The organism is Microbacterium proteolyticum, assembly GCF_029639405.1.
Classification (GTDB): domain Bacteria; phylum Actinomycetota; class Actinomycetes; order Actinomycetales; family Microbacteriaceae; genus Microbacterium.
Genome location: NZ_CP121274.1, coordinates 1,927,592 through 1,949,923 on the forward strand (window position 1 = coordinate 1,927,592; position 22,332 = coordinate 1,949,923).

At 66.7% G+C, this 22,332-nt stretch carries 15 protein-coding genes and 1 pseudogene; 3 read left to right on the forward strand and 13 right to left on the reverse strand.

Annotation, left to right across the window (positions count from 1 at the left end; all coding sequences use genetic code 11):
- Window positions 1-51: 51 nt before the first annotated feature.
- From P8R59_RS09810 to ligD, 3 genes are all read left to right on the forward strand, one after another.
- On the forward strand, window positions 52-3,534 hold the full coding sequence (locus tag P8R59_RS09810; RefSeq protein WP_278100893.1) for a carboxypeptidase regulatory-like domain-containing protein: 3,483 nt from the start codon (window positions 52-54) through the stop codon (window positions 3,532-3,534).
- Window positions 3,531-5,405 carry an O-antigen ligase family protein gene (locus P8R59_RS09815; RefSeq protein WP_278100894.1) on the forward strand — a complete coding sequence of 625 codons (1,875 nt, stop codon included), beginning with the start codon at window positions 3,531-3,533 and terminating at the stop codon, window positions 5,403-5,405. Before P8R59_RS09810 ends, P8R59_RS09815 begins: the two co-directional genes overlap by 4 nt.
- 131 nt (window positions 5,406-5,536) lie before the next feature.
- A complete protein-coding gene (ligD, locus tag P8R59_RS09820) occupies window positions 5,537-6,562 on the forward strand; it encodes a non-homologous end-joining DNA ligase (protein WP_278100895.1) in 1,026 nt (341 codons plus the stop codon).
- A 172-nt stretch (window positions 6,563-6,734) separates the two neighbouring features.
- On the opposite strand, the gene P8R59_RS09825 is transcribed toward ligD, so the two are convergent.
- From P8R59_RS09825 to P8R59_RS09885, 13 genes and pseudogenes are all read right to left on the reverse strand, one after another.
- Window positions 6,735-7,778 (reverse strand): ATP-dependent DNA ligase, encoded by a 1,044-nt coding sequence (locus tag P8R59_RS09825; RefSeq protein WP_278100896.1) that lies wholly within the window; start codon window positions 7,776-7,778, stop codon window positions 6,735-6,737.
- A gap of 3 nt (window positions 7,779-7,781) precedes the next feature.
- A complete protein-coding gene (locus P8R59_RS09830) occupies window positions 7,782-8,960 on the reverse strand; it encodes an AI-2E family transporter (RefSeq protein WP_278100897.1) in 1,179 nt (392 codons plus the stop codon).
- A 90-nt stretch (window positions 8,961-9,050) separates the two neighbouring features.
- A complete protein-coding gene (locus P8R59_RS09835) occupies window positions 9,051-10,292 on the reverse strand; it encodes an acyl-CoA dehydrogenase family protein (protein WP_278100898.1) in 1,242 nt (413 codons plus the stop codon).
- A 127-nt stretch (window positions 10,293-10,419) separates the two neighbouring features.
- On the reverse strand, window positions 10,420-11,088 hold the full coding sequence (locus tag P8R59_RS09840; protein ID WP_077050550.1) for a TetR/AcrR family transcriptional regulator: 669 nt from the start codon (window positions 11,086-11,088) through the stop codon (window positions 10,420-10,422).
- A 323-nt stretch (window positions 11,089-11,411) separates the two neighbouring features.
- Window positions 11,412-12,313 (reverse strand): annotated as a pseudogene (locus P8R59_RS09845) (MFS transporter); the annotation flags it as partial.
- Window positions 12,314-12,910: 597 nt separating this feature from the next.
- Window positions 12,911-14,626, reverse strand: coding sequence for a hypothetical protein (locus tag P8R59_RS09850; protein WP_431606890.1), 1,716 nt, complete (start codon window positions 14,624-14,626; stop codon window positions 12,911-12,913).
- A gap of 808 nt (window positions 14,627-15,434) precedes the next feature.
- Window positions 15,435-17,426 (reverse strand): hypothetical protein, encoded by a 1,992-nt coding sequence (locus P8R59_RS09855; RefSeq protein WP_278100900.1) that lies wholly within the window; start codon window positions 17,424-17,426, stop codon window positions 15,435-15,437.
- Between the two features lie 338 nt (window positions 17,427-17,764).
- On the reverse strand, window positions 17,765-18,355 hold the full coding sequence (locus P8R59_RS09860; protein ID WP_278100901.1) for a DUF5663 domain-containing protein: 591 nt from the start codon (window positions 18,353-18,355) through the stop codon (window positions 17,765-17,767).
- Between the two features lie 476 nt (window positions 18,356-18,831).
- Entirely contained in the window at window positions 18,832-19,824 is a 993-nt protein-coding gene (locus tag P8R59_RS09865) for a restriction endonuclease (RefSeq protein WP_431606851.1), read from the reverse strand.
- A 252-nt stretch (window positions 19,825-20,076) separates the two neighbouring features.
- Window positions 20,077-20,286, reverse strand: coding sequence for a DUF1653 domain-containing protein (locus tag P8R59_RS09870; protein ID WP_278100902.1), 210 nt, complete (start codon window positions 20,284-20,286; stop codon window positions 20,077-20,079).
- A gap of 78 nt (window positions 20,287-20,364) precedes the next feature.
- On the reverse strand, window positions 20,365-20,865 hold the full coding sequence (locus tag P8R59_RS09875) for a small multidrug efflux protein (protein ID WP_278100903.1): 501 nt from the start codon (window positions 20,863-20,865) through the stop codon (window positions 20,365-20,367).
- A gap of 145 nt (window positions 20,866-21,010) precedes the next feature.
- On the reverse strand, window positions 21,011-21,673 hold the full coding sequence (locus P8R59_RS09880) for a hypothetical protein (RefSeq protein ID WP_278100904.1): 663 nt from the start codon (window positions 21,671-21,673) through the stop codon (window positions 21,011-21,013).
- Window positions 21,670-22,314, reverse strand: a complete 645-nt coding sequence (locus P8R59_RS09885; protein WP_278100905.1) for a hypothetical protein — start codon at window positions 22,312-22,314, stop codon at window positions 21,670-21,672. Before P8R59_RS09885 ends, P8R59_RS09880 begins: the two co-directional genes overlap by 4 nt.
- Between the last annotated feature and the right edge of the window lie 18 nt (window positions 22,315-22,332).

Genomic DNA, 22,332 nt, shown 5'->3' on the forward strand with positions numbered 1-22,332 from the left:
ATGTTCAACGTCAAACAGCGCTCGACCGCGCGAAGCGCACGCGTAGCGGTCGTGGGCGCGCTCGTGGGAATGCTCGCGCTCGGGGGCGCTCCGGCCGTTGCCGCGACGGACGTCCCGTCGCCCGTGGCGACGTCGGTGGGCAGCGGGTCGATCTCGGGAACGGTCACCGATCCCGCGGCGGCGGCGCTCGCCGGCGCCCAGGTGTCGGTCACGGATGCCGACGGAGGCACGACGGTCGTCGCGACGACCGGTTCGCAGGGCGGGTATACGGTGCCCGATCTCCCCGCCGGCACCTACTACGTTTCCGTCGCCGCGCAGGGATCCGACCCCGTGTTCTGGCCGGATGCCACGACCCTGGGCGACGCGCAGACCGTCGAGGTCGCCGAGGCGGCCGCCGTGACGGGAATCGACATCGTGGCCGGCGCGCCGGTGACGGCACCGACGGCGAGCCCCTCCCCGGCAGACGACGCTCCGGAGGTCGCACCGTCCGCTGGGGCGGCCACTCTGAGGGCAGGAGCGGCGGAGGCCACCTACACAGTGACGGTGCATGTCACCGATGAACGCGGCGTCGCGCAGCAGGGCGCGTACGTGGAACTGGCGGGCGACTCGCACTACTACTGGGGCCAGACCGACGCGTCCGGAAACGCGTCCCTCACCAGTGTGGTGGCAGGTCCGTACGGATTCCGCGTCTATCCGTCCAGTGGTGACCTCGCCGGTGTCTCCTCGTCGCTGGAGGTGACGGGAAACACCACCTCGGAGGTCGTGCTGCAGAAGCCCGGGAGCGTGAGCGGACACGTCACGTCGGCCGGCGGCGGTGACATCGATTTCCGCCTTCTGCGCACCGACGATCTCCAGTACGCCGGATCGTGGCGAAAGGCCAGCGGCGCGTTCACGATCGACCGTGTCGCTCCGGGCACGTACTTCCTGGATGCCGCCCCTGTCGGCGACTCCGAGGCGCCCACTCTCTATCCGGGCGTCTTCGATCCGCGTGACGCCAAGGTCATCACCGTCGAGTCGGGGAAGGCCGTCACCGGGATCGACTTCGCACTTTCTGCGGGCCACAGCATCACGGGAGTGGTTACGGGTGCCCCGGGGTCCTGGGCACAGGTCAATCTCCTCTCCGCTCCAATCGAGTGGAACGGGCGGTCGGTCACGTTGTGGTGGCGACAGGGCTACGCGACGATCGACAAGGACGGGCGCTATACCGCGACCGGACTCGCGGACGGGGACTACACGGTCTCGTCCACCTCATACGGCAGGAACGACGCCGATCCGAGCTGGATGGATGTGTACTACGACGGTTACTACGATGACTCCCCGACCTACTCGGGTGCGACACCCGTCCCCGTCCGGGGCGCCGACGTCCGCGGCATCGACATCGCGCTACGCGGTCACGGCACGGCGTCCGGCGACGTGGGGGCGGAAGGTGGCACGGCCCCGCTGAAGAACACGCTGATCACGGCGTACCGGTGGAACGGCGCCACCTGGGACCAGACGCTCGCGGTCTCGGGGTGGGGCCGTTACAGCCTGGGGTTCCGGATGAGTGACGCCAGCTACGGCCTGCCGGAAGGCACCTACACCGTCGGCTTCTCCGACCCGGATGCCGCCTTCGGCGACGACGGTGTCGACTATCCCTACTGCCCGCAGTACTGGGATGCGAAGACCAGCCTCGGACAGGCAGACCGTTTCGAGGTCGCCGCGGGAAGGAACACGCCCGGGATCGATGCCACGCTGCGGCTGAAGTCCGAGGGGTGCGCGGTGGACGCCATCAGCCCCGGGGCGCCGACCATCGAGGGGACTCCCCGTGTCGGCATCCCGGTCACCGCGAACCCCGGCACATGGGGTCCGCAGCCGATCCAGCTCGCCTACCAGTGGCGCGCGAACGGTGTCGACATCGACGGCGCCACCGACACCATCTTCACGCCGACCGCGGCTCAGGCAGGGACGAAGCTCACCGTCGCGGTGACCGGCTCGCGCCCCGGATACGACACCGTCACGGTGGTGAGCCCCGAGTCGGCCGTCGTCGCCACGGCTCTCATCACCCCCGGGGCGCCGTCGATATCGGGCACTCCGACCGCCGGGTCGGAGCTCACCGCCGATCCGGGCGCGTGGACGCCGTCGGACGTGGCCCTCGCCTACCAGTGGACCGCGGACGGCGCGATCGTGCCGGGCGCGACGGGCTCCACCTTCGTCCCCGGCGACGATGAAGTGGGGAAGCTCGTCGCGGTGAAGGTCACCGGCAGCAAGCCGGGGTACACGACGGCCTCCGCCACGAGTCCCGCGGTCGGCCCGATCGTTGCGGTCCCACTTCTGGATCTCCAGGTCGGAACTCCTCGCATCGACGGTGAACCCCGTGTCGGAACGGAACTGACGGCATCCCCCGGCACGTGGGGCCCGCAGCCGGTCAGCCTGACCTACAGCTGGTCGGTGGGCGACACCGTCGTCGCGGGTGCGGACGGCCCGCGGTTCACGCCCGGCCCCGATGCCGTCGGGAAGACCGTCACCGTCACCGTGCGCGGTTCCAAGAGCGGCTACAACCCCGCGACCGCGACCGCGACGGCGGGACCTGTCGAGCCGGGCGTGATCGCCGGGGGATCCGCGACCGTGGTCGGCGACCCGAAGGTCGGCGCGACGCTCACCGCGCAGAGCGGCGGCTGGACGCCCGCCGGCGTCACCCTCGGCTACCAGTGGCTCAGCGACGGCAAGCTCATCGAGGGGGCGACCGGGCAGACCTTCCAGCCCGACGCGGCCCTCCTCGGTGCAACGATCCAGGTCGAGGTGACCGCTTCGCTCCCCGGGTACACGGATGCCACTGCGGTGTCCGACCCGGTCGGTCCGATCGCTCCGGGTGTGGTGCAGCCGGGCACGCCGGTGCTGTCGGGACCGGCGCTGAGCGGCGTGCCGATCACGGTGGACCCGGGTGCCTGGGGACCGGAACCGGTCGAGTTCGCTTACCAGTGGTCGGTGGACGGCCAGCCGATCGAGGGTGCGACGGATTCGACCTACACGCCCACGACGGACCAGGTGGGCAGTCAGCTGACGGTGACGATCGTCGGCAGCAAGCCCGGCTACACCTCCGTCAGCGCGGAGGCGAACGCCGGGACGATCTCGGCATCCATCTCTCTCGACTCCTCGTCGGCTCTGCCCGGTGGCGCGATCGTCGTGACGGGAACCGGCTACGAGCCCGGCGAAACGGTGCGCGTGGAGCTTCACTCGGTCGTCAGTCAGCTCGGCACGGCCGTGGCGGATGCCGAGGGGAACTTCCGGTTGCCCACCACGGTGCCGCTGAGCACGGTTCCCGGTGACCATGCCGTGTTCGGGATCGGGGAGAAGAGCGGCCGGGTGGCCCAGGCGCCGATCACCGTCGGATCCCCGTCCTCCACCGGTGGGGGCGGCGCGTCGGTGAGCACCCCGGCCCCGCGGGCGCTCGCGGTCACGGGTACCACGGTGCCGACCGCGCTGGCGGTCGTCGGCATCCTGTTCGTCGTCGGGGGTGGTCTGCTCCTGCGCCGTCCGGCTCGACGCCGCACGTGACGTCCACGAGGGCGGGGCGAAAAGCCCCGCCCCGTCCCGCGCCGCGGCCGGCCCCTCTTCTGAGTGGGTCGGACGCGGCGCGCGGCCGTCTGGCCGCGGCGGCGCTGATCCTGCTCTGGACCGCGCCGATCCTCGTGCTTCCCGGCGTCTACCACCGCTGGGGCTGGCCGACGCTCCTCGCCGCCGTCGTCGCCGGGGGGTGCGCGGTCTGGGTCCGACCGGCCGGGAGACTGCCGGGCTGGTGGTCGGTGGCGGCCGCCGTCGTCGCGGCCACACTGGCGGTGCGGGCGCTGTTCGGCGATGCGCCTCTGGCGCAGCTGCTGGGGCGCGCGCCGCGATACGAGGGGTTCGTCGAGGCGGCGGTCCTCGTCGCGGCGGTGTGGGCGGGAGCCCGTCTCCTCGGGCCACGTGCGCCGGTGGCCTCTCACCTCGTGACCGTGCGCACCCTGGCGACCGCTTCCTGCCTGCTGGCCGGAGTCGCCGTCCTGGAGACGATCGGCTGGCGTCCGATCGAGACCGACCTCGAGCGGCCGGGTTCCGTCGCCGGGAATGCCACCGACCAGGGCATCCTCGGGCTGATCTTCGCCGCGTGGCTTCTTCACAACGCCCTCGGGGTGTGGTTGCGGACGCGTCGAACGTCGTGGTGGGCGGTCGTGGGCGGCGCCGCCGGCGTCGTCGCGGTGGTGACCTCCGCCTCCCGCGCTGCACTCCTGGGTCTCGCGGTGGTGGTGATCGTGATCGCCGTGCGAAGCGTGTGGAGCGCGCCCCGCCGGGCCGTGGCGCTCGGGTGGGTGACGGTCGGCGTCGCCGCGGTGGCTGGGCTCGTCGTCGCGCTTCCCTTCACACGGGAACGCGTGTTCGGGGTCGACGGCTTCGCTCGCAAGACCGTCGGAGACCGGCTCGTGATCTGGCGAGACGCCCTCGAACTGGTGCAGGCGCATCCGTGGACGGGGGTGGGCATGAACGGCTACATGGATGCCATCCCCGCCCACTTCGACGACACCTGGTATTCGACGGTCACGCCGGATCATGTGCTGGACTCCCCGCACAACCTCCTGCTGCAGTCCGGAGTGGTCGCGGGGGTACCGGGGATGGCGCTCGTGCTGCTCGTCGGCATCGCCGTCTCCATCGCGGGGGTGCGCGCCCTGCGCGCAGCCGAGGGGCCTCGCCGGGACGCGGTGCTGGGGGCGCTGACCGTCCTCGCCGGCGCGGGGATCGCGCTGTTGATGAGCCCCACGTCGCCCAAGACCCTTCTCCCGCTTGCGGTCGTCGCGGGCGTCGTCCTCGCGCGCGAGCCGTGGTCGCGCTCATTGCGGGGCCTCCGAGTGCTCGGGACGGCCGCCGTGGCGACGTGGCTCGTCGCCCTGACGCTGTGGACCGCGGCCGACGGGTTCCTCCTCACCGGGGTCTCCTCGGCGATGAGGGGCGATACCGTTGCGGCCGACGCGGCCTTCGGCGCTGCCGCGGCACTTCGATCGTGGGATGCCGACATCCCTCTGACGGCCGCGCAGATCACCGGCGGGGCGCTGCAGCAGGGGATGGCGGGTGCCGGCGACAGCGCGAGCCGGTGGAGCGCGGAGGCGGCCGCACGGCTGCCGCGTTCGGCCGCTGCTCGCGAGGCTGCGGGCATGGTCGCACTGCAGCGGGGCGAACTGCTCGTCGCTCGAGAACACCTGCACGAGGCGCGGGTGCTGTCGCCCGCGAACCCGCGGATCTGGCACGAGTCCGGACTGGCGGAACTGGCGGCCGGCGATGCCTCGGCGGCGCGGGATGCGTTCGAGCGGGTGCTGGAGCTGCAGCCGGATCGCACGGAGTCGCGCGCGGCCCTGGCCGAGGCGTGCCGTCAGCTCGGCACGGCCGACTGCGGCTGATCCGGCCCCGGATCACCAGCGTGAGTCGCCAGGATGTGTCGCTTCCGCGCCGTTCGAAGCGACACATCCTGGCGACTCACGCGATCGGCAACGGGGCAGACACGACGCGCGCGGGCCGTTAGCGTCGGGGCATGGCATCCCCGCGCATCACGCTCACCGTGCCCGGCCCCGACGGCGACCGCGAGATCGGGGTGTCCAACCCCGACCGCGTGCTGTGGCCGGAGGAGGGGATCACCAAGCGCGAGCTTGCGGAGTACTTCATCGCCGTCGCCGAGCCGTTCCTGGCCGCGAACGGCGACCGTCCGGTGTCGCTGGAGCGGTTCCCGGACGGCGTCGGCGGCGAGAGCTTCTTCTCGAAGAATCCGCCGAAGGGGGCCCCGTCGTTCGTCGAGGCCGTGACCGTGACGTACAACAGCGGACGGCGGCATCCGCAACTCGTCCTCACCGAGATCGGGACGGCGGTGTGGGCCGCGCAGATGAACACGATCGTGTTCCACCCGTGGGCGTCGCTCGCGAGCGACCCCGACCACCCCGTGGAGCTCCGCATCGATCTCGACCCCCAACCCGGCACAGGGTTCGCCGAAGCGGTCGTCGCCGCGCACGAGCTGCGGACCGTGCTGCGCGAGGCCGGACTCGAGGCGTGGGCGAAGACGAGCGGCAACCGCGGCCTGCACGTGTTCTGCCCCATCGAGCCGACGCACGAGTTCCTCGACGTGCGGCACGCCGTCATCGCCGCGGCTCGCGAGTTGGAGCGACGGATGCCGGATGCCGTCACCACGAACTGGTGGAAGGAGGAGCGCGGCGAGCGGATCTTCGTCGACTTCAACCAGGCCAACCGCGACCGGACGATGGCGGGGGCCTATTCGCCGCGAGCGCTCCCCACCGCGACGGTGTCGACGCCGGTGACCTGGGACGAACTGGATGCCGTCGACCCCGGGGCCTTCACGGTCCGCTCGGTGCCGGAGCGGCTGGCATCCATCGGCGATCCGTGGAAGGACTTCGGCACCGCGCCCGGCCGCATCGACACGTTGCTCGAATGGTGGCAGCGCGATCTCGACGCCGGGCTCGGCGAGCTGCCGTTCCCGCCGGAGTTCCCGAAGATGCCGGGGGAGCCGCCGCGCGTGCAGCCCTCGCGGGCGAAAGCTCCCGCGGAGTAGGGCGCAGCGCTGCCGGGTCGGAGCGCCGCGGTGCGGCGTGGGCGGCGGGGCGTGCCGAGAACAGGGGATGTCGCGGCCACAGGCTGATCGTGGCGGAATCGGGCCTGTTCTGGGTGCGGCGCCTGTTCTGGATGCGCCCGGCAGGCGCGGTGGCTCCGGGAACCGCTGGCCGTCAGTCCAGGACGTCGCCCAGGTCGTAGGCGCCGACGGTCTCGAGCTGCTCGAATGTGCACGATGTCGCGTCGCGGTCGGGACGCCAGCGCTCGAACTGGACGGTGTGGCGGAAGCGCATGCCCTCGAGCTGGTCGTAGCGCACCTCGAGCACGCGCTCCGGGCGCAGCCGGACGAATGACACGTCCTTGGATGCCGAGAACCGCGAGCGGTCGGTCTCGCCCACGACCGCTTCTCCCTCGGCATCCCGCTCGACGAGGGGCGCGAGTTCGTCGATGAGTTCGAGGCGGCGCTTGTCGGTCCACGCGGAGACGCCGCCCACCCCGTGCAGTCGGCCCGTCTCGTCATGAAGGCCGACGAGCAGCGACCCGACGCCCTGACCCGACTTGTGGATGCGGTATCCGAGCGCGACGACGTCGGCCGTGCGGGCGTGCTTGATCTTGAACATCGTGCGCTTGTTCGGCGCGTACGGCTGCGCGAGCGGCTTCGCGACGACCCCGTCGAGTCCGGCGCCCTCGAACTCGGCGAGCCAGCGGCGCGCGAGGTCGGGATCGTCGGTGGTGCGGGTGACGTGCACCGGGTGCGGCACCGACCCGAGGAGGTCGACGAGCTGCGCCCGGCGTTCGGCGAACGGCGCGTCCTGCAGGTCGCGGTCGCCGCGGGCGAGCAGGTCGAACGCGATGAACATGGCCGGGGTCTCCTCGGACAGGAGCTTCACGCGTGAGGCGGCGGGATGGATCCGCTGCGACAGCGCCTCCCAGTCGAGGCGCTGTGCGCCGGACTCGCCGCGGGCCACGACGACCTCGCCGTCGAGGAGGCACGGCTCGGGCAGCAGTCGAGCGAACGCCTCGACGAGTTCGGGGAAGTAGCGGGTGAGGGGCTTCGCGCCGCGGCTGCCGATCTCGACGTCGGTGCCGTCCCACGACACGAGCGCGCGGAATCCGTCCCATTTCGGCTCGTACGACAGCCCGCCCGCGACCTTGCCCGGTTCAGGCACGGCGGGCACGGCCTTCGCGAGCATCGGCGCGGGGATGTCGTACGGCATGGGTCAGCCTTCGCTCTCGTTCCCGGCGAGGGGCACCGGGTTCCGGCGCTTCTTGCGTCGGGCCCACTCGGCCGGCTGATCGGGACCGTTCCAGACGGTGATGATGCCCCACGCCACGGCGGTGAGCGGGACGGCGAGCAGAGTGCCGAGGATGCCGCCGATCGCCGTTCCGCCGGCGAGGACGACCAGGACGACGAACGAGTGCAGCTTCATGGAGCGGCCCATCAGGACGGGCTGCAGGAAGTTGCCCTCGAGCTGGTTCACGAGAACGACGATGCCGACGACGATCAGGGCGACGACCCACCCGTTGGTCACGAGGGCGACGAGGGCTGCGAGGATGCCGGCGGTCACCGCCCCGACGATGGGGATGAAGGCGAGGAGGAAGACGAGCACCGCGAGCGGCAGGGCGAGCGGCACCTGAAGGATCAGGAGGCCGATGCCGATGCCCACGGCGTCCACCGCGGCGACCGACGCCGTTCCACGGATGTACGACCCGAGCACCGTGACCGTCTTGTCGCCGATGCGGCGGGCGCGGTCGTAGTCGCTGCCGTGGAACGGGCGCAGGACGAATTCCCACATGCGCGGGCCGTCCTTGAGGAAGAAGAACAGGATGACGACCATGAGCACGAACCCGGTCACGAACGAGGCGACCGCGCTGACGCCCGCGAGCGCACCGTTGCCGAACTGCGCGCTCGTCACGAAGTCGCCGATGGCGCTGACGGCCTGGTTGACCTGGTCCTGCGAGATCGCGAACGGGAGCGTGTGATACCAGTCCTGCGCCTGCTGGAAGCCGGCGACGGCCTGCGAGCTGAGCGTGTCCCACTGGTCGATGACGGCGCTGACGACGAGCCAGCCGAGGACACCCAGGACGACGACCACCGCGAGCAGAGTGAGGAGGGTGGCGAGCACCGCCGGGACGCCCTTGCGGCGCATCCACATGGTCACGGGACCGAACGCCGACGCGAAGATCAGCGCGAGGATCAGCGGGATGATCACGAGCGTGAGCTGCTGGATGCCCCAGATGAGACCGGCGACCAGGATCGCCACGACGATGATCTGCACGGCGCGGATGGCGAGGCGACCGAAACCGTCGGCCCAGAGGCTGCGAGGTGGCGCCTGCACCGTCTGAGCGACGGTGGTCGCGACGTCACGAGCGGCGGGGTGGCGAGAGAACAGGCCCATGCTCAGAAGGTAGCGAACGCCCCCGACATGGCCACGCCGCTTGCGCGCGACCCCGGCGCGGATTAGGCGCCGGGGTCGTGGCATCCGGGGTCAGGCGAAAGCGCTCATCCCGGTGATGTCGCGGCCGAGGAGGAGTGCCTGCACGCTCTCGGTGCCCTCGTACGTGTGGATCGCCTCGATGTCGGCCATGTGCTGCATGACGCCGTTCTCGAGCAGGATGCCGTTGCCGCCGAGCAGGTCGCGTGCGATCGCCGCCACCCGACGCGCGGCGCGGGTGTTGTGGTACTTCGCGAGCGACGCCTGCGTGGGGCGGAGTCCGCCGGAGGTCTCGAGGTCGGCGAGGCGGCGGCAGAACAGCTGCATCGCGGTGAGCTCGTCGAGCATCTGCGCGAGGCGTTCCTGCACCATCTGGAACTTCGCGAGGGGCTTGCCGAACTGCATGCGCTCGGTGGCATATGTCCGCGCGGCCTCGTAGCAGGCGGTCGCGTGGCCCAGCGCCGACCATGCGACGCCCGAGCGCGTGGCGTACAGCACCGCCGACGCGTCTTTGAAGGTGTGGGTGCCCGGCAGCACGGCATCCGCGGGGAGACGGACGTCGTCGAGCGCGATGTGGGCCTGATGGATGCCGCGCAGCGACACCTTGCCCGTGATAACGGTGCCCGTGTAGCCCGGGGTGTCCTGCTCGACGAGGAAGCAGCGGACCTTGCCGTGGTCGTCGTCGCCCTCGGCATCCATGCGCGCCCACACGAACGTGATGCCGCCGGACGCGCCGTTGCCGATCCACTTCTTTTTGCCCGACAGCGACCAGCCGTCGTCGGTGCGGGTCGCGGTGGTCTCGAGCGAGACCGAGTCGGAGCCGTGATCGGGCTCGGTCAGCGCGAACGCGCCGAGCACCGTGCCGTCGGCGAGCGGCTTCAGCCAGCGCGCCTGCTGCTCGGGGGAGCCGAACATCGCCAGCGTCCGCAGCGCGAGTCCGCCCTGCACCGCGAGGGCCGTGGCGAGCGAGCCATCACCTCGTGAGACCTCCATGTTCACCAGGCCGGCGGCGAGGGGAGAGGATGCCGGGAGGTCGGGGTGCTCGATGCCGTCGGTGAACAGCTCCAGCTCACCCATGCGTCGGAGCAGCTCGATCGGGTAGGTCGCGGCATCCCACTCGGCCTGCATACGGGTGCCGACCTCGTCGATGAACGTCTTCGCGCGGTCCCACGCGTCGCGGTCGGCGTCGGGGATGTCGGCGAACACCGCGTAGTAGTCGGTGTCGCGGCGACCGAGGAGGTCGTACGAGGCGATGCGCTCGCCGGGGAGCGTGCGGGGCTGGGCGTCGGTGCTCATGTACTCAGTATCGCGCATGGTGGTACTGGGTGTCATGTGGGGTTCTACAAGTCGAGTGTCCAAGACACGCCGTATGGCGTTGGTGCGCAACGGCGTGTCTTGGACACTCGACCGAAGGCAGAACGCCCTAGTGCGGGAGGCTCGCGCGCAGGCGGCGTGTGACCTCGGCGGCGGGCATGCGGCGAGGGAACGCCGCGACGATGAGGTCGTCGCCCGCGGCGACGTCGCCGTCGGGGTGGACACCGTACCGGCGGAGCACGTCGTCCAGGGCGCGGCGGAGAGTGGATGCCGGCACCCGCGCGCCGCGCATGAGCCGGCGCAGCACGTGGTTGTGCACGGCGGTGACCAGGGCGGCGAAGCCGACGGCATCCAGGGGGTCGAGTCCGGGAAGTGCTTCGCGGAGGTACTCGTCGAAGAGTCGCTCGTAGCGGAACACCGTCACGATCTCGCGATCGCGCAGCACCGGGACCTCGCGCACGATCGCGTAGCGGCGGCGGGCGAGCTCGGGGTCGGCGGCGAAGTGGCGGAACACGCGCATCGACGCGTCGCACACGGCAGCCCACGGGTCAGGATGCGGCTGCGAGAGGAAAGTACGGGTCTCGGTGAGAAGCACCTCGTGGTCGGCGAACACGACGTCTTCCTTGCCGCCGAACTGCCGGAAGAAGGTCGACCGCGACACTCCCGCGGCCTGCGCGATCTGCTCGACCGAGGTCTGGTCGTAGCCGCGCTCGGCGAAGAGCGCGATCGCGGCGGCGACCACGGCGGTGCGGCCGGGAGGGGCGGGGACGTCGGTCATGACGGGAAGCCTACGGCGGTGGCGGGGTGCGGGGTGGACTGAGCGTGCCGGGCTGCGGAAGGTACTCGCGACGTCCGATCGGAACGGTGCCTCAGTCCGGCCGCAGCCGCATAGGTACGGAGCCCGGAATACCTGGCCGGTTGTGTCCGACTGTTGTCGGCCGCGGATGAGCGAAACTCCTGAGGATCCGACGTTCGGATGCGGGGGCGGCGCCACCGGACGGGTTTCGATCAGAAGCTCAGGAGTTCGGCCCGGGTCGTCCTGGTGAACGGCGTTCTCGACAGGTCGAGTAGCTGTGAGGTGAAGCAGCCGTGATGGTGCCGGATGACGGTCAGGATGGCGAGCCCCATCGCCGTGAACGCGCCGATCGTGATGCGGGTGCCGCCGAAACGGTCGGCGAGCTTGTCGCCGTAGGGGCGGGCGAGCGATCCGGCGAGGGCGCCGAGGAATGCGAGGTCACCGTGGCCGTGCCGACGGTGAAGCCCGTGAAGTCGGGGAACGTTTCGGCCAGCAGCTTCGGGAAGACACCCGCGAAGCCGATGACGAGCCGAAGGTGCCGATGTGGAGGACGGCGAGGATCCACAGGTGTGGCTCTTTCAGAGCGGCGAGGGATGCCGCGATGTCGGCCCTCGCGGCCCAGAAGTTGTCCATGCGGAAGTACGCGCCCGCCATGGCGACGAGGATCAGCGGCACCCAGATGAGGCCTGCGAGCGGCAAGTTCAGGGTCGCGGCGGCGCCGACCGTGATGGCGATCGGGACGAGGAACTGCGCGACCGAGGCGCCGAGGTTGCCGCCGGCGGCGTTGAGTCCGAGGGCGTAACCCTTTTGCGCGGCGGGGTAGAAGAGCGTGATGTTCGCCATCGAGCTCGCGACCTAGGCGCCGCCGAAGTCGGAGAGATTGGCGATCAGGAGGAGTCCGCCGAAGGTCCAGTTACAGCCGCCGAAGCGCGGAACCATGAACGTGTAGGGGATCCGCAGCGTCGCCCCGACGAGGCTCGGCATGGAGATGAGCCAGAAGATCTCGCCCGCCGACAGCTGAAAGCCGGCCGCGGGCAGCGACACGACCACGACCGACCGACCACAGCTGCCAAACGACGAACCCGTGGAACTCGGCGAAGACCGACCACCGCAGGTTGCGGGCGGCGATGGCCTTGCCCTCTTCGGCCCACTGTTGGGCGTTCTCGGGGTTCCAGTTGTCGATCCAGCGGCCGGGGCGGTGGCGGAGTTCTGCGGACGCTGCTCCGGTTCAGACCGCGGGAGTTGCGGCGTTGGTCGTTGAGGCCGGGCGGCGTGGCGGTTTCGGGGCGCGGTTCTGCGCCGGTCACGGGGGGTCCTCCGGCCGGCAGTGAGGGAGGTACAGCGCCCCGCAACGACGAGGTGTGCCGTCAGCATGGGAAGGAGGCGTTAAGCGGGACCGCGTGAGGTGCGGCGGCGGCGTAACGGTGTGTTCAACGGGGGCGGGAGCGGGGGAGGGGGGAGTTTACGTGGGCGCTACATGATAACGTGCAGGTCGCCGAGAAGCACGGCGGCGGCAAAGTTTCACGTCGGAATACAAGCGGCGAAGCGTGTGCAAATTCTCGCTGCGCTGTACCGTGCTGCCGTTCGGGCGCCTTCCCAAGTCAAAGCAGTCATAGCAGCCGCTGTCGAGGCGGCAGCAGATTGAGGCGCTTGAATTCTTAGCTAACGTCGGGTCGGCTCGCGCATAACAATTAGCTACCATGCGGATGAAGCGAAATCCCGCAAACCCTTGAATCGAGGACAAGATTCAGAGATGAGAAGGAGGCGTCCGAAGTGTCCGACAGGCCGTCCGGACCTGTTCGATCTATCTCGCTTCACGCAGGTTTTTGATCCTGTGAAGGAAATCCTTATCCACATCCGGCACCACGGCGTGATATCCATCGCCCGTGGAAAGTTGTTGCAGTTTATTTTCTAGAAGCCCAGTGTCAGACCCGTATCCGGCATTGAGTGCAGCCAACTCCTCGCCAGCGAAGCCACCGAAGACAAGTGGGTCGTCTGAGTTGACGCTCACTCTCACGCCCATATTGAGAAATCGCCAGACGGGATGATCCTCGTACTCTCGAACTCCCGCGATGGCGAGGTTTGATGTCGGGCAGCACTCGATCAATGTCTCGTGCAGGCGAATCTGAGAGAACACCCATTCCTCCAACGTATCGGTGGAACTTTCGAGAAACTCGATTAGACGCTTCTCGAGGTCGGCAGGAACGCCGTTGATCGCGGCGGTGGGTGTGCGGCCCGACATGTCCTTGTCGACAATTTCGCCGAACAGGAACTGTTGAACTGCCAACTTTGCGCTGAGGTTTCCAGCAATATTCAGGCTCCGCCAAAGTGCCACGGAAGATTCGCGCTCATGCAGAGGGAGTCCACTCCTCAAGGCGTTCACGGCGAACTCGAGGGGCGCCTTTGTATGTATCCACTCAAAGGCCAGCACCCAAGCGGCCGGCTCGATGACCAGGCCGGCGGAAGAAGTCAGTTGACGAATCAAGTCATGTTCTCCCTGATCGCCGACGTTCAGGGACGAATGAACAACAGAGAGGAAACAAAGATCCTGGAGGTAGTCGTCGAAACGGTAGGAGGCGGGGCTCCCCACTGTATGAAGCTGCTGCTTCACGATCATTCGACGCATCCGCGCATCGAGGGAGGAGGCGTGCCCGATACGATCCGGGGCGCGGCTCCCAAGGAAAAGCTGACCCACCGTGCGTAGGCCAGTTGAGCTCCGTTCGAAAGACTCTCCAGCGTGCGCTGTGAAGGCCAAATCCATCCGGCCGCTGATCAGATAATTTATTCCCGAGACGTAGGGCCATGTAGCATGGCCGATTTCGATTCCGCTGACGTCGATGGAGCCCACGGCTCTGTCGAAGAGGGTCCCATCGCCGAAGTCGGCGCGTGCGATCTGGAGAGCAAGAATGACGCTGGAAACGTAATGCACCTGCTCCCACGGAAGACCCCACCTGCGAGTGTCGGATTCGACAGTCAGCGCGGGATACGGCGGGTAGATTTCACGCCATTCCTCTCGCGGTCGCTGAAAAGATATCGGCGCGCAGAATCTTTTAGGTATGCGCAATTGCGACGCGGGGGTTATTCGAGAAACGACACGCTCGTAAGTTTCCCACCTTCGCATTATCCCCTCGGAGACGTCGCGGCTGATGGAGTGAATGTCGAGACCGGGATCTACCTCTCTCCTTAATTCGAATCCGGTCATCTCGTAGGGGGGTGGATAACCCTGTCGGGCGTGTTCGAGAGACGCGCTCTGTGCCTCGATCTCCAATTCGTTTGAACCGCGTGCTTCTGCGGAGCCGAGGATGGTCTTTCGCAACACTGATGCTGCACCGCAGTGCCATTGAAATCGGTTGAAGCCCTCTCCGGTCCACGACGGAATTTCAGCGAAGAGTGCAACGACCGCTCGCACGAGATTGATGGCGAAAGGGTACGGCCACGATGGTATTGTGGCGTCTGGTTCGGCGTCTGCTTCGATACGGCAGTCAAGAATCGACATTCTGTCGATGAGTTCGCCGACCATCTCGCGAGCACGCTGCCCGCTGCTCTGCCACTTCTCTAGCGCGCGATCGAGTGTTAGATCGGCGATCTGGTCCGCATCTGCTTCCCATATCTGCTCCTCGAAGATTCGCAGAGATGATTCGTCGACCGCCTTTCCGTTCGCCATGGTATTTATTAGCGGCCAGTACTTCCCAGTTATCACCATATGCCACGCCTCAGACATCCCCGAATTTCCGGAAACTAGCGTCGGTAAATTCCAGGAGCCTTGCTCAATCAGGCATTCGAGAAGCCAAATTGCCCATCGAATGGCGCTTGAGAGAACCACTTCTCGGGGGGCACGCTGCATGCTGTTTCCCCGGTTCCAAGAGATTTTCTTCCTGCGCATTGCGAGCGCTGCCAGAAGCGACCGCCTGTCATAGGCAAGTCCCCCGTGAAGATGATTGTCTGATATCTGAACAAAACGAGGGGCGAATTGATCATAGGTCGGCCGCCTTCCAAACAGCTCCACAGCCAGGCTACGTAAACCACCCAGCTCAAGTCCCGACGGTATGGGGCGGTAATCCTGGGAGATCAGACCCAGAAGAGGTTCGGGAGTTGCGATGATAAACGCATCAATGGCGAGATCGATCCCGTCGCCATTGACAGCGCCGACTTTGCGAGCTCGATCTCGCCAGTAGCCGAGCGGTGCGTCACTGAATCGCATCCACTCGCCCTCGGGTACCCCCAAATCGTGCCCGAGGTATCGCGGATGGAACGCCCGGTATAGCAGGTACGCGCCAGCTCTGGCGGGACCGTCCGTCACGTTTGACAACTGTCAGGAAGCGGCTGAGTCAAGGTCGTGCCCAGTCTCGTAGCCGCGCTGATACGTAGGCAACTAGTAGATCCGCGTCACCCTCCTCAAGAAAATCCCGATTCTGGGCGAGTGGGGAGCTCGCCTGTTCGGCCTGTGCCACGCTGTGCGCGATCGCCGCGCCGCCCACGCGCGGCGCACTCACAGTTCGCCTCCATGCCGGAATAATGAGCTCGGCCCAACCGTGAGGCATCTTGAAGTTGAGTGCGGAGGCAATACGTTCGTATCCGCCTATCCAGGCTTGCTTCTCGACGGATTGTGTCGTGCCAATTTCCTCGCAGTGGGTCTTCAATCTTGTGCTCAGGCTTCGGTTGATGTAAATGTGATCGGGCGCCTCTGCGGCGCTCTCGCCGCCGGAAACGGACAAGATTCGACGAGCGAACCCATCGATGTCCTCGAGTGCAAATATCGATTCGTGCCAATGCGCGGGTAGCCAGTACTGAAACCACGCCAAGTAATGTCTTTCTCGCAGTGTCACGCGAATTCCCGATTCACGGCGCAGGCGGATCCCGTGCGCATGGTCAGACGCCGCCGCGAACGCTTCTGTGTACCCTGTCGCTAGGTCTTCTATATCTACGTCGGAATCGTCGACAAATATGGCAACAGAGGCGTGGATCGAGAGGGCAAGTATCTCGCGTAGTGCTAGATGCTCGCGCCGGGCTCGATCAATGATCTGAGTCCAACTGGATATCACCCTGACTGTAGAGATTAGGCAGAAGCTTTGCGGGAAACTAACAAATGCGTCGTCTGTTGCAAGGTTTTGGATCCTGATGCTTTGCAGGAATCGAATGGAGTCGAATGTAACCCCGTATGTCAGGCGGCTGTTATCGGTTACCCGAATCTGCGGATCGCTAGTGACGACGCCTTGGATTGCAAGTAGCAGGCTCAGCGCGCCTTGCGTGTCGAGGTAGTCCTTGACGGTCGAGGAGCTTACTCTCCATCTTGGCACCAGTTCTGCAAACGGTCGAAAGTCGTAAACGACATGATTGGCGGAGTCGATCGGGTCTTCGCGATCGGTGTCGAGGTCGAACCAGTCGCCTGCTCGCACCGCGCCGTACACCCCACGGTAATCGATGGAAGCAAGCACCCTCTCGTCTCGGCCAGGTTCTTCGAATACTTCGAACTTGCCAACCGGTGGGGTTTCGATCCCGAATGGCGGGTCTACGACGTTTTGAAGCGATTCGAGAACACGAGCCAATGCGTCTAGTTCTCGCTGTCCGGTCCGCTCAACTGTCGACAGGTGTATGGCTGACCATAGTTGTGCGAGTTTGCGCAGATTCGTCGGGAGCAGGTGAGCCACCTGGCCGGTGTCGAGAATGGTCGATTGCGGCCCCGTTGGATCAAGAAGCATGTTCGATACCACCAGACTTCTGTCCGCATTGCGTGGCTCCGCGGCGGCGAGCAGGTCAACAAAGTCCCGGTGGTCCCCGCGTGGTCTATAATGTACGCTCTCGCGCCAGGAGGGTTGGGGCATCCGATAAGTTGCCCACTGAGGAAAAGTCTTCCGTAATTGTTGGGCTACCGCGTCGTGTACTTCGCGTTCCACTCCCGCATCGAAGTCGGCCTTGAATCCAGCGCCCGGATAGTACTCATTTCGAGTTTCGCGGATCAAATGACGTGCGATTTCACCGTCTTTCAGTGCAACAATGGGGATGGCATTGCGGCATGCTCCGAGTAGGCGAATCTGTCGAACCAAACGCAGCTGGGCGGATGCCTTAATCATGTCGGCGTCGTCGATAGGAATGATGATCGCAGTCGCGTCGCCATCAAGTGAGACAAGAGTTGTGAATAGTCGCTGTACGTCCTGCCACATCTGGTCGGTGCCGCCAGCAAGATCCTGCATCTCTCTCGCTATCTCGCTGATTGATGAGGCGGCTCGCATGAGATGCTCGTGAGGTATAGCATTCATCGCCGAATGCCTCTTCGCCGTCTGTAATAGTCGAAGGATCTCGAGTCGCTGAACGTCGTCCACGTGTCCGTCTAGCTTGTGGCAATGTTGATTCAGTGCCGCGAGGACTATATTCAGAAGTGTGTCAGTTTCGCCGAAGAGCTCGGGGGATAGCGGCGGTAGAACAATGTACTTCCTATTCTCTCGCAACTGTTCGAGAACGCTCACAAGCAGGGTAGACTTGCCTGTGCCGCGGTCTCCAAGGATGGATACTACGTGCGTTTCAGATCGGATCCTGTCGATTGCGAGCGAAAAGTCCTCCGTTGCGCGTTTATGCTCAACGTCACTAGGGAATCGCGACGCCACATAGGCAACTGTGTCGAGAACCTGAGAAGCGAGCGCCTCGTGAGATTTGAATTGTGTCAAAGGCCCGATCCCTCCTGTTGTTCCTTTGATCCCGAAGTTTGGTCCTCAGGTGCCGAAGATATTCTCTCCGAGGCGAAATCTGTCGATGGCGTGAGCTGCTCGCTCGAGTATTCGGTCGCTGGATCGGCTGACGAGGCGTTTTGTGGCAGTGTTGATCGAACGCCCTCATAGTCGGCACGGATCTGTCTGAGCTCGGACTCGAGTTGCCCTAGAAGGTCGGATATCACGTCTCTGGAGTTCGGAAGATGGATCTGCAGGAATTCTGCGGCGAGGCGGTCGGCGATCTCGGCCCTTGGGTAGTTCATTATGGAGTCGAATTCGTCGAGCAACTCTCCTGGCAGGTTGCCTGCCAGAGCGCGTCCCACCTTCTCCTGAAAAGCGTTGTAGGCGGCTCGGAGGATCGCGTGCTTACGAGGTGCATCTAGGCTGGAGTAGCCGAGCGTATCCAGCCACTCAGTATTAAAGTTCGGCGTCCGACTCAGGTCCTGCGACACCATCCACCCCCCGGTTTGTGCGATCGAGGCAACACCGTACCGTATCCCGGTCCAGTATGAGCGCACGCGTTGAAGCGGCGCAGGTGTCAGCATCGCAGCGTGATCGACGGACTCCGACTTTTCGTCGGCTTCCGTCGGCGCAGCCGTCTTACGGCTCGTGGGCGACAGCTACTGTCGGGGTTCTGATCTTGCGACGGAAGCCGAAACAGTCCTTCATCCATCTCGGTCGAGCATGCCCCGCCGTGAAGCCACCCCGCCGGCCTGGCGCCTGGTGCGGATTCCAGCTTCGGTCCGTCGCTCCGAGGACGCCGGGCTTGCTTGCTCTTGGCGTCGCTGTTCGCGCTAGGATCCCGATTTGGCTCGGTCGGTGAGACGGGTTGAGGTCGTGATGCGACATCGTCGGTTTGCCCGCACGTTCTCTAGAAGCTGCATGCGTTGCTGCGATAGGTCTCTCAGTACGCCATTCGGTCGGCACCGGTCTTCACTGCGGGCCAAATTCCCGTTGCCGTAGGAGCGTTCACCGACAAGCTGCACTCGTTCTGGGGCGAGGGGGCATCAGGGCGTTGGCTTCATTGGTGTCGAACGACCGCCTCGCGAATGGCATCCGCGTACTGGCGAATCTCGTCAAGTTCGTCGATCGGGTGCCGCGTCTCGCTCTTCTGCTCGTCGAGCAGCCGGAGGTACCTCTGGCGGCCGTTGAAGTGCAGGCGCGCGAACGGCTTGCGGTCGTTGTCGTCGAGGAGCACGGCGAAGTAGCTCTTCGCGTCGCGGTGGGTGATTCGCTGCGGCTTGGTTTCGCCGCAGGCGATGGCCTTCACGATCTGGTAGCCCCCAAGTTCTTCGAGCGTCGTCTCGATCTTGGTGTCGCGATTCAGATCCTCCTGCGCGACCGGCTCGCTCGAGACGGCGGCGGGCTCCGCGGTCGGGAGGGCGATCCCCGCCCCGGCGCCCAAGGCGGTCTTCAGTCGGTCGTTCACGCTCTCCGTGAGGAACTGGCGGGATGCCTTGCCGACGACTGCCGTGAACTGCTCGCGGACTCGCGCTGCGTGCGAGCCCTCGTACACACGCTGGGTGAAGAACTTGATCCACTCGTCGCTCGACCCGCGGAACTGGCCGGCGATCTCGCGCTTGAACGCACCCACGTACTTCAGCTCTTCGGCGGCGCTGATGATCGACTCGAGATCGAAGCTGTCCCTACTCGGCTTCTGGACCTCGGGGATCAGCGTGTCGTCAACGTCGAGCAGATCCAGAACGAGGAGCGGCTTGGCATCCATCTTGACCGGTGCGTCGAGGTCGGTGAAGAACTGCCAGATAACGCCGTTGGTGGGTGCAGCGATCCGGGCGTTCGTTGTCGAGAAATAGCGGAAGAGCTGGGACGCGTGCTCGGTCTTGGGGGCGCCTGTGGAGGCCTTGCACGCGATGAGGATCTGGGCCTCGCCGTCGCGCATAATGGCGTAGTTGACCTTCTCGCCCTTCTTGATGCCGACGTCCGCGGTGAACTCCGGGACGACCTCGAGCGGGTCGAACCCGTGGTATCCCAGGATCGTCGAGATGAACGGCATGGACGAAGGCGTTCTTCGTCGCTTCCTCCGTGCCGATCGCCGAGGCTTGATCGCCTACCTTTGTCGCGAGCGCGGCGATGCGGTCGTGAAACTCCATTGGTCCCCCCCACAGTGACGAATATGTGGTGACCATAGCGGAATCACAGCAAGATCGCGTGGGACGCGCTCCGCTGGTAGTTCAGGCCGATTGCGCGTTCGGTTTCGGCGTGCGCTTTCCGAATTCCGCGATCAGCCGGTGAGGCGGACCCGCCCTTACACGACCCGCCGGAACCGCGGCCCCGAATACCCGTCCCGCTCGACGTTCCCCAGGAACATCGCCACCGGCCGCACCCAGTGCGAGTAGTCGTCGTAGAGCTTCCGGTACGACACGAAGACCTCCTCGGTCTCCGAGTGCCGCGCGATTCCGAACACCTCGTACCGCTGGCCCTTGAAGTGCTCGTAGATGCCGGGTTCGATCTCCATCGCGCCTTCTCCCTCGCTCACTGCCGAACCTGTCGAGTCTGACAGGTGGGTGCCGGTACTTGCCCGCACCCACGCCCCTCACGCCGCGAGGCGGATGAGCCCCAGCGCGATCAGCGTGACGCCCGTCGTCCACAGGGCGATGGCGGCCGCCTGCCAGGCGATCACGCGCAGGGGCGGCACTCCCGTGGACGTGAGCGCCGCGGCGGTGAACTGCGTCGGCAGCAGCAGGGGACCCAGCAGGCTCACGCCGGGGGTGCCGTACCGGTGGTAGGCCTTTTCGAACTTCTCGCGTCGCGCTGTCTGCGTCTTGGCGGGCGCGCCGCGACGCGTCGTGACGGCCGCGCGGACGCGCGATGTCACGAGCACCACGATCGCCACGCACAGCAGGTTGCCGATGGCGGCCGCGAGGACGGCGACGAGGGGGTGGATGCCGCCGATGATGCCGATCGCGGCGGCACCCTCGCCCTCGATGAACGGCACCGCTCCGGCGGCGGCGACGATGAGCGGTTGCACGAGCGTGGGCACGTCGGCGACGAGGCCCTGGAAGCCGAGGACGAGATCCGTGAGGGGGTTCGACATGAGGTCTCCTGGGGGGATGAGTCCGCGGGATTTCCGCGGTGATTCCATTCCACGGGCCGGGGCCCGGCGGCGGCAGTGCCGCGGTGTCACTGCCGCTCGGGAGGATGCGGGCCGACTCCCGTGACGAATGTCACGGACGTGACGGTCAGCTCGCCAGGTCGTCCAGCCACGACGCCCGGAACCGGGACGCCCGCTCGATGCTCGCGGCGACGACGATGAGCGTGACGGCCAGGTTCACCGCGGGCGGGAGATGCAGCGGCCACGTGAAGGTGCCGATGCTCTCGGCGATCGGCGGGATGTGCGAGACGGTGTCGATCAGCTGCGGAACCGCGAGGCACGCGCCCGCGACGACGATCGCCGTCGACAGGATGCCGATGAGCCGACTCGCCCCGCGGTGATCCCGATCGAACGCCGCCCGGCGTCCCTCCGCGGAGCGGGGGTGGGGGACGAGCTGGCGCTCGTCGCCGGCATCCGAGACGAAATGGCACCGGCGGAGGCCGTACCCTCCCACCGCCACCTCGATGTGCCCGCCGGGCACGGAGAACCGGGCGGGCAGACGCGATACGGCGGCGAGCGCCCCGTCGCGATACAGGCGTGCGCGCACGTCGCCGTCGTCGCGGTCGCCGAGCTGATGCACGTCGACCGTGTACTCGATCGTCCGGCCGGTGGCATCCGGAATTCGCAGGGAGAGCTGCGACCGGCTCAACACCTGCCACCAGCGGAACGGGGCGAGGGGCCGACCGTCGCCGGCGCGCGCCCGTCGCTCGGCGAGCCGCGCCCGCAGGGAACGGGGGCGACGGGCCGTCACAGCAGCACCTCGCTCAGCGGGAAGACCAGGTAGCGCAGGGAGTAGGCCTCCCACACGGCCCCGATCACCAGCAGGACGAACGCGGGGATCGACAGGATGCCGAGACTCTTGAGGCCCCGCAGGTATCCGGCGCGGCGGGTCGGCGCCCCGACCTGCGCGGGGCGGAGCCAGGCGCGTCCGAGGAGGAACGCGCCGAGCGCCACCAGTGCGTACGCCTGGAGCTCGATGAGCACGGTGAGGGAGTGGGGGATCATCGCCACCCACGTGAGCGGGGTCGACGGCACGAGCGTGATGCCGGTCTCGACCAGCCAGTACGCGAAGAACGCGAGCCCGGCGAACGGCACGATCAGCGACGGGACGACGATCGTCAGAAGGCTAAGCCGCAGCACGTTCACGGCCAGGATCACGAGGGCGAACAGCGGAGCCGACGCGGCGACCGCGCCGACGAGGTCGCCCGTCCCGTCGGTGGCGAGCGTGGCGGCGCGCGCGGCGGGGAGCGCGGGGAAGAGCAGACCGATCACGAAACCGATGGCGAACAGCCCGTAGGTGGAGCCGGTGATGATCGCGTAGGTACGACGGTTCTCGCGGATCAGTGCGAATGGGCGGCGCCAGCGCGGCGCTCGGGTGGTGGGGGAGGACATGCTTCCATCGCATCCGCC